Below are 12,722 nucleotides of genomic sequence, written 5' to 3' on the forward strand. Positions count from 1 at the left end.
GAAACTCAAGGTAAAGGCCTAATGCCAGATGGCACAAGCCGTTTCTCTATCAACGGTGAGCCAATCTTCCACTACATGGGTTGTTCTACTTTCTCTGAGTACACAGTACTTCCAGAAATCTCACTAGCAAAAGTAAGCAAAGAAGCACCACTTGAAGAAGTTTGTCTTCTAGGTTGTGGCGTTACAACAGGTATGGGCGCGGTACTGAACACAGCTAAAGTTGAAAAAGGCGACAACGTTGCTGTATTCGGCCTAGGCGGTATCGGTCTTTCTGCAATCATCGGTGCTCGTATGGCGGGTGCAAGCAAAATCATCGGTGTTGATATCAATGAGAGCAAATTCGAGCTAGCAAAACAACTTGGCGCGACTGATTGCATCAACCCAATGAAATTCGACAAGCCAATCCAAGACGTTATCGTTGAGATGACCGACGGTGGTGTTGAGTACTCTTTCGAATGTATTGGTAACGTAAACGTGATGCGTCAAGCGCTTGAATGTTGTCACAAAGGTTGGGGCGAATCTGTAATCATCGGTGTTGCAGGCGCAGGTCAAGAGATCTCAACTCGTCCATTCCAACTAGTAACCGGTCGTGTATGGCGTGGTTCTGCTTTCGGTGGTGTTAAAGGCCGCTCTGAGCTTCCAGAAATCGTAAACCGTTACATGGCAGGTGAGTTTGGTCTTCAAGAGTTCATTACTCACACAATGAGCCTTGACGAAGTAAACGACGCATTCGACCTAATGCACAAAGGCGAGTCTATCCGTACTGTTCTACACATGGATAAATAGCCTTAAATCTTAAACCTCATCTGGTTTTCATAAAGTCCGTTAGATTGAATCTCTAACGGACTTTATTTTTTCCTAGGCACACTTTACCAAGGAATATTTTTATTAAAGGTTGTTCCCTTTAATAAAGGTATCTGAATTGTCCTACAGGGTTACTGGAATTGTCCTTATGTTGACTAAACTTCGCCACTCTTTACCTCTTCAGTTAATGTTAGCTGCTTTGCTTGCATGGCTTTTTGCACAACTTATTGCTTCAACCTCTGGCATTACCCAAACGGGGTGGTATCAGTTCTTAATGCTTGGCAAAACTACTTATATCGGCTTGCTAAAAATGGTCGTTGGCTTGGTAGTTTTATTCTCGCTATTGCAAGGTATAACAAGCATTGGTTCGATAACTCGATTGAAGCAAATTGGCCGAAATACCGTACTTTTCTATAGCTTCACGACGCTGATAGCCATCTCTTTGGGCTTGGGGGCTTCACTGTTGTTGCCTGCTTGGGAACCTTTAACCAGCGTTGCTGCGATTGGAGACGATGTTCAGCTTATCAGCGAAGATGCGGCAGGAGGAGCTGCTATTGCCAGCAAGCTGTTTAGCATGGCATTAGTGAACCCGGTAGCGGCATTAACCAATGGTAACTTGCTCGCGATTGTTGTGTTCTCATTCATGTTGGGTATTGCTCTGCTTTCTTCATTGCCAGAAAAACACCCGATTTTTGAGGTGCTTCATGGCTTGAACAAGAGCATCAATACCATTGTTGGTTGGATAATTCGTTTAGCTCCACTAGCGGTTTTCGCCATTGTCCTCGATTTTACCGTTCGTGGTGGTGAGTCACTGTTTGAGCAATTGGCACTGTTTGCTTTGCTCGTGTTTGTGCTGACTTTGATCCATGGGGCAATTGTACTGCCGACTATTGCAAAGGTGATGACAGGGATTCGTCTCAGCACACTATTCAAAGGTATCTCGGCACCGATGGCGATGGCGTTCGCAACGTCATCAAGCTCCGCTACATTGCCTTTGGCGATGAAGAGTGCAGAAGAAAAGCTCGGTGTATCGCAAAGTACGAGTAGCATGGTGTTGCCACTTGGTGCAGTGATGAACATGGATGGTACGGCACTCTTCGAAGGGGTTGCTGCGATCTTCTTGGCTCAACTGTTTGGTGTGGATCTCACTACTTCTGGCTTGGTGATGATCTTCATTATGGCGATGGTCTCTTCTGTGGGAGCTCCGGGCATGCCATCTGGGTCTATGTCTGGCATGCAGCTGGTGTTATTGGCTGCTGGTATACCACTGGAAGCGATCGCGATTCTGCTCATAATTGAACGCCCGTTAGATACATTCCGTACGGCGGTAAACGTAGAAGGTGACATGATTGCTGCACTGGTCGTGGATAAATGGCAGAAACAACAAACAACAGTATCTGAGCCAACACTGAGCGAGTCTCCAGCTTAGCGAATATTCTTGTTTGATTAAAAAGCCCGTTCAGACATTATGAACGGGCTTTTTGTTGTTTGTTAATGTATGCAGTCATTCAGTGTTGATCGGTACATAACCTTTATGCGAACAACAGATTTAACACTTACGTAAGTAGTGAGTAGTGACGATCTCATCAAGGTAAGTCGTGACGTTTTTGAGCGTAAAGTCGAGAGGAGAGACTAAGTTACCAAATAGCGGAGATCCGCCACCAAGAACAACGGGAATCGTCGAGATGATCAGTTCATCAATCAGGTCTTCTTTCAGGAAGTTTTGAATGGTCACACCGCCATCAATATACAGGTTGTTAAAGCCTTTACCGTTCAGCTCTTCGATGATCTGAGTGAGCTCACCCTTTATCAAGAACACTTTACCTTCAACCTCTTTAGGTACTTCCGTCAACGTGTTACTCAATACATAAACAGGTTTTGTGTAAGGCCAATCAATACCGAAGCTCAGCACCATATCCATTGTGTTTCGGCCCATTACCAAAGCATCGATACGATCGATATGGGCGTTGTACCCCATGTCATCACCTTCTGGATTTGGGATGGCTTGTAGCCAATCTAGACCACCATTTTTGTCTGCAATGTAACCATCAAGACTCGCACCGATAAAGACAATATTTGACATTGTTAACTCCGAAATTGAACAGAAACTTGGCATTTACGCTGTATTAAATTAAAATATTCTACAGTGTAGAAATATAAATTTAAGAGGTGGTGTTATGACTGTCAAGGATCAAAAGCGAGGTCGACCAAAGAGTGGATCAAGCCAACTAAGTGCCGAAAAGATCTTAGATACGGCAAAGTGCATGATGCGGGAAGGTGGTAAAGTGCCGAGTATCAGAGGGTTAGCCACAGAGCTCGGCGTCGATGCGATGGCGATATACCATTACTTCAAAAACAAAAATGATCTATTGGAGTCGATCACTGTTTCATTAGTAGGTGAAGTGGCACAGCCTGAGCAAAACCAAGTGTGGCAAGAGAACCTTTATCAGCTTAGTGTGAGTTACTTGTCGGTATTGAATGACTACCGTGGGTTGCTAGAAACTCTACTAACGATGAAATCGCTTGGGCCTGTTGAGGTGTTTGGTGAACGCTTTGAAGCGGTGTTGAGTCCGCTGAACCTTACATCAGAACAAACCGAAGACGCCCTTCACTTGCTAGTGGACTATTTGCACGGTTATGCGCTTGCATTGAACTGTAACCCGGATAGAACAGAGATTACGGTTGAGGTGGTAAGAAAGCCTTTAGGCCTTTATTGTTTGGCTATCGAACAGTTGAGATCGCAGTAATTTCAGAGCAAAGGTGAGGGTTTCAGGGCGCGGTTTAGCTATGTGCTGCTCTCGATGGAGTACTGATGTTTCATTTATAGTGGATAATTACCTATAAATTTCAGGCTTTAGCAGTAATAATCAATGAATAGACCTGAACAGCTTGTGAGTCGCAAAGCTGTAGGGACAGTTTCTAAGATGTCACCGTGAAAAGGAAGTCAGACACATGCCTGTGCTCCAACGCATCAGTTTAACCTTAATTTTAGTCGCTATTCTTGGTGGCTGTTCTTCATTGCCAGAAGGCATCGACCATCCTGTAGAACCGTATACCTCTTATGGACCAAGCACTCTGTCGGTTTTAGCGGATGAATATCAACCAGAAGCATCAGAGCAGGCGACTACCGCCGTTCGTTTACAAGAGTCTGGTTGGGATGCATTGGCACAGCGTTTGGCGTTGGTTGAAAGTGCAGAACACACCATCGATATTCAATATTACATCTGGAACTCTGACGAATCGGGCAGTTACCTAGCCAGCCGTTTATTGGCAGCAGCCGAGCGTGGTGTGAAGGTTCGAGTGATGTTGGATGATATCAACCTCAACGAACGTGAAGGTTTGTTGTCAGCACTGGATGCGCACCCTAACGTCGAGATTCGTATCTTCAACCCAACGCCAACACGCCGTGGTTTCAGTAAGTGGCTAAGCTTCCTTGGCGATTTCTCTCGATTAAATCGTCGCATGCACAATAAATCGTTTACCGTGGATGGCACTTTGTCTGTGGTTGGTGGGCGCAATATTGGTGATGAATACTTTGACCTTTCCGATGAGATTAACTTCCGAGATCGTGATGTATTGGTCATGGGCTCAGTCGTCACCACTATCCAAACTAGCTTTATCGAATACTGGAACAGCCGATGGTCTTATCCAGTCGATATGTTGGGCGATGAAGAACAACCCGATATCTCAAAAATTGAGAATATTGCCGCTCCGCAATATCTGAATTACCCAGAGCTACCATTAGATCGTGAAGCGGCAGACAGCCTGCTAAAAAAGGCACTTGGTGAGATGACTTGGGTTAACGCGAGTTTCGCTTATGACCGACCCGTTCCAGTTGACTCAGATAATACCGATCAACCGAAAGCGACCGCAGTTCTGTTAGGTCAGCTAGCCAGTGAATCGAAGAAAGAGATCTTGCTAGAATCGGCTTACCTAGTATTTGATGACGGCCAATTAGAAGAGTGGCAAGTGTTGAACAAAAGCGGCGTCGAGACCAAAGCATTGACTAACTCAATGGCTTCTAATGATCTGGTGACCAATCACTCTGCTTACGCGGGCAGACGCTACGACATGTTAGAACATGGCATCGATTTGTTTGAGCTAAAACCAGATTCCAAGCTGTGTGAAGCATCGACTCAAGACGTGTCTAAATGTGCACCTGAGACAGCTTATGGTCTGCACGCTAAATCAGTGGTATTTGACCGCAGTATCGCGAGCATTGGCTCATTTAACTTCAATTTACGTTCTACCTACCTCAATACGGAATCGGTTTTGATCATCAAGAACAAAGGTATTGCTGAAACATTAGCGGACACTATTGAGCAAGCGATGAGTGAAGATAATAGCTGGCGCTTGGAACTGGAAGACGGTGATGTGTATTGGTATTCCGGTGAGCAAAGCTGGGACAGCGAACCTGAAACTGGCAAGTGGGAGAGAATGCAGTCTGGCTTTCTACAATTACTTCCGATAGAGAAATATCTGTAAGCTAGCGGCCTCCGGATTAATAAAATGTCAGCGTATCGTACGCTGACATTTTTGTTTGTGTTGCTAAAACGGGGCTCGCTCACCGGAATCTCTTTCTGTCTTCAGAGCGGCTTTTGCTCTATCGCTTAGTCAGCTCCTTGCTGTTTAGGTAAGGCAGGATATGCGGACGAGATTCGCCAGACAGCTTTTGAGTGATCTGCTGTGACCAACTGCTCTGCTTCTGATTACTTGAGCGATTCGCGTAGTAGCATTGCATTGAATCATCGTAGCGAGCAATTTCGTCTAAGCTCAACGGCTGGTATTGGTTCTCGTGCATCACCACATGAGCAGGAAGGCGAGGCTTAATCTCAGGTTGCTGTACCGGGTGACCTAAACACATCCCAAATAGCACGGCAGTGTGTAGTGGTAGCTCAAGTAGTTCATCGACTTGTTGAGCGCTGTTGCGCAAGCCTCCGATGTACACACCACCTAAGCCAAGAGACTCAGCAGCCAGCATGCAGTTTTGCGCCATGATGCCTGAATCGACCGCGCCAATCAGTGTCAGTTCAGTAAAGTCGGTTTTCACCTCAGGGTTGATTTGAGCGTGGCGTTGATAGTCGATGCAGAATACTAAAAACTCAGCCGCACTTTCAATGTAAGCTTGGTTGCCTGCGTATTCTGCTAGCAGCTTTCGCTTCTCTTTGTCTGTCACTCTCACAATAGAAACAGCCTGCAGTAAGCTTGATGATGACGCAGCGAGACCTGCCTGGACAATTAAATCGAGGTGCTCCTTCTCTATTGGTTGATCGGTATATTGACGAATGGAGCGGTGCCCCAGAATAGTTTCAATCGTGCTGTTCATAACTCTCAGACAGTCCTTGTGATGATGGTGTAGAGAATCACAATAACGACAATTACTATGAGCGTAAAGGGCGTTAGAGCCTTTCTGATTAGCGTAATGTTGTAGTGCTAGCTCCGATTTTTGAGCTCCTGTTGATAATTGATTCATGTCGGTTGTTATGCTGCTGGTTTTGATTGTTGAGCAGAAATTGCTTCGAAATAGGCGTTAAATGCTCAGAACTGTCAGATAAAATAGGGCATACTGGACGCAATATATAAACCCAAGAAAGTAACCACGCGCATGAATCCAATCTGCCTCAACGACCCTTTTTCTCTTCCTAATGGCCAAGTGATCAAAAATCGCCTGTTCAAATCGGCAATGAGTGAACAGCTAGGTGATAAACATCATAACCCTAAGCAAGGTTTAGTCACGCTTTACCAGCGTTGGGCTCAAGGAGGAATTGGCCTATCCATGACGGGCAACGTGATGGTCGATAGAGGTGCGCTTGGTGAACCTAAAAACGTGGTGTTGGATGAGCACAGTGATTTAAGCGTATTTCGTGAGTGGGCGAAGGCTGGAACACAGAATGGTTCGCAGATATGGATGCAACTGAATCACCCAGGTAAGCAAATTCCTAAATTCTTATGTGATAGCCCGGTTGCCCCTTCAGCTATCTCTTTAGAGCGCGGATTAGAAAAAGGCTTTAATACGCCACGAGCTCTGACTGAGAAGGAAATAATCGCAATCATTGATAAATTCGCGCTGAGTGCAAAGCTTGCAAAACAAGCGGGTTTTACTGGTGTACAGATTCACGGTGCTCATGGTTATCTGGTCAGTCAGTTTTTGTCTTCTAGACACAATCAACGCCAAGACAAATGGGGTGGATCACTTGAAAACAGACTTCGTTTTGTGCTTGAGGTTTATCGTGCGATTCGAAAAGAGGTCGGTGAAGATTTCCCTGTCGGAATTAAGCTCAACAGTGCTGACTTCATGAAAGGTGGCTTCACTGAAGAAGAGTCGATGCAGGTTGTGCAAACACTGAGTGATAACGGTATCGACCTGATTGAGATCTCTGGCGGCACCTATGAAAGTCCATCAATGATGGGTTCAAAGAGCAAAGCTGAATCAATCAAGTCCAGCACAGTAAAACGTGAAGCGTATTTTATGGATTACATGGTGAAGGCGAGAAAACTCGTGAGTACACCGCTGGTGGTCACGGGAGGTTTTCGAACCGCGCAAGCAATGAATGAAGCATTAAACACCTCGGCGACCGATTTTATTGGCATTGCGCGCACAATGGCGGTTGATCCTGATTTCCCTAACAAGTTAATTGAAAACCCTAGCCACGGCATGCCGCTAACGGTGCCAACCACAGGTAAACCCGCATTAGACAAAGTGGCGATGGTCGGGCTGGTTTGGTATGAACATCAGATGTGGCGCATTGCCTCTGGCAAGAACGCCGACCCAAAACTAAGCGCACTCGGTGTGGTGTTAAAAACAATTTTCAGCGCTGGTTGGCACGCTTTCAAAAAGCGCAGAGCGTAAGCAGTCATGGATTGTTAAAGCAGAGCTTTGAGGAATTGATGTTCTGTTTTTTGTTTGTCTCTTTTAAAATCTTAATTCTCGAGAAATACGTCGTATAGCACTCTCGGTCAGTCCTTGTTGTGGCACTAATCTAATACCAACATGAGTATTGGTTATAGTGTTCATAAGTGGAAAATCAGAGTAGACCAATTAGGATGAATTGAATTAAACCCTACAATTAATTCAATAACATGGTAGTTGCTATGAAGAAAATAACCCTTTTGTCAGTTGCGATTTTATCTAGCCTCTCTTTCTCATCTTTTGCTAAAGACTGCGACCCCAATTTGCTGCCTTCATGGAAGGATAGTGAGAGTAAATCCGCTATCGTGGATTTTGTTGGGCAAACCACCAAAGCAGAGTCTGATACGTTCGTTGCGGTCCAAGACCGTATTGCTGTATTTGATAACGACGGTACGCTTTGGTCAGAAAAACCTTATTACTTCCAGCTGGCCTTTGCGCTAGCTCGTGTAAAAGAGATGGCGCCTGAACACCCTGAATGGAAAACGGAAGCACCGTTTAAGTTCGTGCTTGAAGATGACGTTAAGAGTGTTCTAGGAAGCGGCGAAGAAGGTTTATTGAAAATTATCATGGCGACGCACTCTGGTATGACAGTCGAACAATACCAAAAAGATGTTGAGCAATGGTTAGCCGCAGCGAAAGACGCTCGTTTCAACCAAGCCTATACCGATTTGACTTACCAACCAATGAAAGAGATGCTGACTTACCTTCAAGAGCATGACTTCAAGACTTACATCGTGTCGGGTGGCGGTGTTGACTTCATGAGAGTGTGGGCTCCTGAGGCTTACAATATCCCGTCAGAGCAGATCATCGGTAGCGCACTTAAATACAACTACAGCTATAACAACGGCAATCCGACCGTTACCAAAGATTCGTCCATTTTGACCATTGATGACAAAGCCGGAAAGGTCACCAATATTCAGCATATTATCGGTAAGAAACCTATTCTAGCGGTCGGTAACTCAGACGGTGACCAAGCTATGATGCAATGGGCAACCAGCCAACCCAACTCAATGGCGATGATTGTTCACCATACTGATGCTGAGCGAGAGTGGAAATATGATCGTGAGTCCCATGTGGGCAAGCTAGATAAAGCACTCGATGAAGCGAACTCTAGAGATGATTGGACGTTAATCGACATGAAATCCGATTGGTGTGAGGTGTATTAACGCTCATAAACATTCAGATAAAACAACAAAGGCTCGGATGGTTCATTCGAGCTTTTTTGCTAAATAGCGAAGGCTTCGTCTCATTTTCAGCAAGAACGTACTATAAATTTTTAACGCATGACGCTTTAATCGGGATAGTCAGAAATTAAAGGAATAAAAAATGAAAACGATCGGTTTGCTTGGTGGCATGAGTTGGGAATCGACCATGAGCTATTACAAATCCATTAACGAAGGTGTTAAAGCGACGCTGGGCGGGCTTAACTCTGCAAAGATTTGTATGTACAGCGTGAACTTCAACGAGATTGAAAAGTTACAACACCAAGGCCGTTGGGCTGAGACGGCCGATATTTTAGCTGACGCGGCATTATCTGTTGAGAAAGGCGGCGCGGACTTCATTCTGATCTGTACCAATACCATGCATAAGGTTGTGCCTGAGATCGAAGAGAAGATCACGGTTCCTAGATTACATATCGCTGATACCACCGCGCAGAAGCTGCTTGAACAGAGCGTAAAGAAAGTCGGATTGCTCGGTACTGCTTTTACGATGGAACAAGATTTCTATAAAGGACGCCTGACTAACAAGTTCGGTATTGATGTTGTGATTCCAGATGAGAGTGACCGACAGAAAGTGCACAACATCATTTACCAAGAGCTGTGCCGAGGTGAAGTAAAAGAAGAATCTCGAGCTGTCTATCGTCAAATCATTGAGAAGCTAGGCCAACAAGGTGCAGAGGCCGTTATTCTGGGCTGTACTGAAATCGCCTTACTGATTCAGCAACAACATACTGATGCTCCTTTGTTTGATACTACAGCCATTCATGCAGAGGCGGCGGTGCGCTTGGCGACGAGTGATTAGCTTATAGCTCTTATTCTTAGCTCGATAACTGTCCTCTTTTTCACTCTTGTGCAATTTTTATTCATAGGAGTGAAAGTTTTTTGTACAAAAGCAGGTCTTTAATTAATGAAGCGATGCTTTATTCATTAACCAAGGCTTTATCGACAGGTAAGGCTTTAGTTAATAGCTGAGGTATCCGCGCTTTTAAGCACTATGCTTTAGTCATGACTAAAAGAGGAATTATTATGAAATGGCTTATCTTATCTGTAACGCTATTATTCGTGGCAGGATGCCAATCTACGGGGTCTGAATCACAGGTTGGTGATGATATGAATCGAGTACATTCGGGTGGTTGTAGTAGCTAACCCCAATTTATGTAGCAAAATTTGTTAGCTATCGTTTATAACAACGACCAGTCTAAGGCCTCACGATCAAGTGAGGTTTTGTTTTATTCAAAGGCTATAAAAAACAACTTGGTGATATGGCATATCGTCAGTGGCAGATTTTGTTATTGAGAAAAACCTCAATCCAATACCATAGCTTTGTGGTGGAAGGTTGTAAATTTGTTAATTTGAATTGTTTAAATTCTAGGCTGTGTACTGGATCTCATTTGTCATTTGAGTCCCTTGCTAAGGTAAATAATGAATGTGTAATACCAATCACTTTACTCAACTTAAGAGGTTTCTATGCTAGGTGAAAATCACTCTCTTGTTCACGAATTTCCTGAAATGAAAGACAAAATTGCTGAGCTTGCTAAAACTGACGATGGCTTTGCAGCAGATATGAAGACATACGACAACCTTGATAAAGAGATTCGTAAACTAGAGCTGAAAGATTCACCCATTGATGACGGCTCGATGCACCAACTAAAACATGATCGTTCTGAGCTTAAAGATTCACTGCATGCTCGCTTAATTGCCTAGCTAGCGGGTTATTTTGCTGAATAGCTAAATTAAATAGTTAGTTAGCGAATTGCAGATTGAGATAATAAAAACTCCTTCGGGAGTTTTTTTGTTTCTGCACTCCAGTCCCTATCTGAACGCATAAGAATGTTTGGATACAAGAAACCTTAGATATAGGTAAACTCAATTAGCACTATGGTTTTGTAAATAGGGTATAAAAAAAGCTTAGCGCGGGGGACGCTAAGCTTCGTTGTTAAGTATGTTCTTGAACCATTTTTAGGCTGGTGGGGTTAGCCTACTTGAGAAAAGCTCACTACCTTACTTTGTAGTTTCTCTTTTAAGTAATCAGTCACTGCTTGCTGCTCTGATTCACTCATGTACAGGCCAAGCTTGGTTCTGCGCCACAAGATGTCTTCGTCAGTCATCGCCATCTCTTCATTGATCAAGTAATCGATTTCAACTTGATAAACGCCATGGGCTTCGCTTGAGAATTGGCTGCCAAGGTCAGCTTCGCTATTCGCACCTTCCAGTAGTTTCCACGTGTAAGTACCAAATTGAGTCACGTAGCGAAGCAATAGCGCTTCAGATGCCCAAGGGTATTTAGTGTGGATCATCTTCGCAAGCTGCTCTCTGCTGCAGCTAAAGTTACCGCCTGGAAGCGTGTTGTTGGCTGTCCAAGGCGCACCCATGTTGGTTAGGTGTGGTTCTAACTTCTTAAGTGCCGCTTCGCCGAGTTTACGATAAGTGGTCAACTTACCACCGAAGATCGAAAGCAGTGGTGCTTGATCAAGCTCTGCATCTAATTCCAGCGTGTAGTCACGAGTGATCGCTTGTGGTGAATCCGATTCGTCGTCACAAAGCGGTCTTACGCCACTGTATGTCCAAACCACATCTTCACGGCCAAGCTGTTTAACAAAGTGCTGGTTAACGATATCAATCAAGTAATCCACTTCAACATCATCAATTGCGACGTTACGCGGGTCGCCTTTGTATTCAAGGTCGGTAGTGCCGATGATCGAGAACTTATCTAGGTAAGGGATCATGAACACAATGCGATTGTCTTTGTTTTGCAGAATGTACGCTTGTGGTTCGTCATGAATGCGTGGCACAACAATGTGTGAGCCTTTGATCAGACGAATATTACGAGGCGAAGCCTGCTCTAATCCATCATCAAAGAACTGTTTAACCCAAGGGCCTGCAGCGTTTACGAGAGCTTTCGCTTTACGTTCAAAACGCTGGTTTGTCATTACGTCAAGGATCGTTACATGCCAGATACCGCCTTCACGGTGCGCTTTTTCAACTCGGCAGTAGTTACGTACTTCTGCGTTGTTCTCTTTTGCTGCCAACACGTTGAGCAATACCATGCGAGCATCATCAACCCAGCAATCTGAGTATTCGAAACCTGTCTTCATTTCTGGCTTCAGTAAACCTGATTTAGCCAAGTTCACCGTTTTACTTCCCGGAAGAGTGGTGCGTTTACCCAAGTTATCGTAAAGGAATAGGCCACAGCGGATCATCCAAGCTGGGCGTAAAAATGGTCGATGAGGTAAACGGAAACGCATTGGTTGAGCAACATGAGGTGCTTTTCTTAACAATACTTCGCGTTCTGCAAGCGCTTCCGAAACCAAACGAAACTCGTAATGTTCAAGGTAACGTAAGCCACCGTGGATCAGTTTTGAACTTGCAGATGAAGTAGCAGAAGCAAAATCATTTGCTTCGTATAAGCCAACGTTGAGACCGCGACCTGCTGCATCTGCCGCGATACCTGCACCATTGATGCCGCCGCCAATCACGATCAAGTCTAAAGTGGAAGATGTACTGTTGTTTGAATTATTTTGTTGAGCACTCATGATTTTGACCTCTTGCTGAGCGAACGAGCATTTTAGAACATAAGTGAATCCTATCTTAACTTTCGTTTGCGGTCATTTATTATTTTCGTTTATGCGCGTTTTATGTGATTTGCGCATAAAAAAACCTCTGCTTATGAATGCAGAGGTTCAAATAAAACTTATTCGAGCATAGAAGTGACACTGGTAGTGAGCAAGTTTTACTTTTTTAACTTTTCTATAAAGAATCGTGATTCATTTAAGAAAGTGGCGTCACTG

11 protein-coding genes are annotated in these 12,722 nt (G+C 44.4%); 8 read left to right on the top strand and 3 right to left on the bottom strand.

Annotated elements, in window-relative coordinates:
- Both CWO27_RS00005 and CWO27_RS00010 read left to right on the top strand, forming a co-directional pair.
- Window positions 1–786 (top strand): zinc-binding dehydrogenase (locus CWO27_RS00005; RefSeq protein WP_107898331.1); only part of this gene is annotated, 786 nt, incomplete at its 5' end.
- Window positions 787–952: 166 nt separating this feature from the next.
- Window positions 953–2,233, top strand: coding sequence for a dicarboxylate/amino acid:cation symporter (locus tag CWO27_RS00010; protein WP_102480554.1), 1,281 nt, complete (start codon window positions 953–955; stop codon window positions 2,231–2,233).
- Between the two features lie 120 nt (window positions 2,234–2,353).
- On the opposite strand, the gene CWO27_RS00015 is transcribed toward CWO27_RS00010, so the two are convergent.
- Window positions 2,354–2,920 (bottom strand): dihydrofolate reductase family protein, encoded by a 567-nt coding sequence (locus CWO27_RS00015; RefSeq protein WP_102431537.1) that lies wholly within the window; start codon window positions 2,918–2,920, stop codon window positions 2,354–2,356.
- Between the two features lie 61 nt (window positions 2,921–2,981).
- Between CWO27_RS00015 and CWO27_RS00020 the strand changes: the two genes are divergently transcribed.
- Both CWO27_RS00020 and CWO27_RS00025 read left to right on the top strand, forming a co-directional pair.
- Window positions 2,982–3,551 carry a TetR/AcrR family transcriptional regulator gene (locus tag CWO27_RS00020; RefSeq protein ID WP_102480555.1) on the top strand — a complete coding sequence of 190 codons (570 nt, stop codon included), beginning with the start codon at window positions 2,982–2,984 and terminating at the stop codon, window positions 3,549–3,551.
- A 205-nt stretch (window positions 3,552–3,756) separates the two neighbouring features.
- Window positions 3,757–5,289, top strand: a complete 1,533-nt coding sequence (locus tag CWO27_RS00025; protein ID WP_102480556.1) for a phospholipase D family protein — start codon at window positions 3,757–3,759, stop codon at window positions 5,287–5,289.
- Between the two features lie 118 nt (window positions 5,290–5,407).
- Here the strand turns inward: CWO27_RS00025 and nfsA are convergent, their stop codons facing one another.
- Window positions 5,408–6,130, bottom strand: coding sequence for an oxygen-insensitive NADPH nitroreductase (gene nfsA / locus CWO27_RS00030; protein WP_102480557.1), 723 nt, complete (start codon window positions 6,128–6,130; stop codon window positions 5,408–5,410).
- A 279-nt stretch (window positions 6,131–6,409) separates the two neighbouring features.
- Between nfsA and CWO27_RS00035 the strand changes: the two genes are divergently transcribed.
- The 4 genes from CWO27_RS00035 to CWO27_RS00050 all read left to right on the top strand — a co-directional run bounded on the left by CWO27_RS00035 (window position 6,410) and on the right by CWO27_RS00050 (window position 10,638).
- Entirely contained in the window at window positions 6,410–7,654 is a 1,245-nt protein-coding gene (locus CWO27_RS00035; RefSeq protein ID WP_102480558.1) for an NADH:flavin oxidoreductase/NADH oxidase family protein, read from the top strand.
- Window positions 7,655–7,896: 242 nt separating this feature from the next.
- A complete protein-coding gene (locus CWO27_RS00040; protein WP_107898471.1) occupies window positions 7,897–8,880 on the top strand; it encodes an HAD family hydrolase in 984 nt (327 codons plus the stop codon).
- Window positions 8,881–9,040: 160 nt separating this feature from the next.
- The gene (locus CWO27_RS00045) at window positions 9,041–9,736 is read left to right on the top strand and encodes an aspartate/glutamate racemase family protein (RefSeq protein ID WP_107898332.1); all 696 of its coding nucleotides are present in this window, start codon (window positions 9,041–9,043) and stop codon (window positions 9,734–9,736) included.
- A gap of 665 nt (window positions 9,737–10,401) precedes the next feature.
- Window positions 10,402–10,638 carry a YdcH family protein gene (locus tag CWO27_RS00050; protein WP_012600119.1) on the top strand — a complete coding sequence of 79 codons (237 nt, stop codon included), beginning with the start codon at window positions 10,402–10,404 and terminating at the stop codon, window positions 10,636–10,638.
- A 269-nt stretch (window positions 10,639–10,907) separates the two neighbouring features.
- Here CWO27_RS00050 and glpD read toward each other — a convergent pair whose 3' ends face one another.
- Entirely contained in the window at window positions 10,908–12,467 is a 1,560-nt protein-coding gene (gene glpD, locus CWO27_RS00055) for a glycerol-3-phosphate dehydrogenase (protein ID WP_048669081.1), read from the bottom strand.
- Window positions 12,468–12,722: the final 255 nt, after the last annotated feature.

It is taken from the genome of Vibrio sp. 10N.286.51.C3, assembly GCF_003050065.1.
GTDB lineage: Bacteria > Pseudomonadota > Gammaproteobacteria > Enterobacterales > Vibrionaceae > Vibrio > Vibrio crassostreae.

Excerpts from the sequence above, each read along its gene's own strand:
- glpD (WP_048669081.1), bottom strand. The coding sequence starts at position 12,467 with ATGAGTGCTCAACAAAATAATTCAAACAACAGTACATCTTCCACTTTA.
- CWO27_RS00020 (WP_102480555.1), top strand. The coding sequence starts at position 2,982 with ATGACTGTCAAGGATCAAAAGCGAGGTCGACCAAAGAGTGGATCAAGC.
- CWO27_RS00010 (WP_102480554.1), top strand. The coding sequence starts at position 953 with ATGTTGACTAAACTTCGCCACTCTTTACCTCTTCAGTTAATGTTAGCT.
- nfsA (WP_102480557.1), bottom strand. The coding sequence starts at position 6,130 with ATGAACAGCACGATTGAAACTATTCTGGGGCACCGCTCCATTCGTCAA.
- CWO27_RS00045 (WP_107898332.1), top strand. The coding sequence starts at position 9,041 with ATGAAAACGATCGGTTTGCTTGGTGGCATGAGTTGGGAATCGACCATG.
- CWO27_RS00015 (WP_102431537.1), bottom strand. The coding sequence starts at position 2,920 with ATGCCAAGTTTCTGTTCAATTTCGGAGTTAACAATGTCAAATATTGTC.
- CWO27_RS00050 (WP_012600119.1), top strand. The coding sequence starts at position 10,402 with ATGCTAGGTGAAAATCACTCTCTTGTTCACGAATTTCCTGAAATGAAA.
- CWO27_RS00025 (WP_102480556.1), top strand. The coding sequence starts at position 3,757 with ATGCCTGTGCTCCAACGCATCAGTTTAACCTTAATTTTAGTCGCTATT.
- CWO27_RS00035 (WP_102480558.1), top strand. The coding sequence starts at position 6,410 with ATGAATCCAATCTGCCTCAACGACCCTTTTTCTCTTCCTAATGGCCAA.
- CWO27_RS00040 (WP_107898471.1), top strand. The coding sequence starts at position 7,897 with ATGAAGAAAATAACCCTTTTGTCAGTTGCGATTTTATCTAGCCTCTCT.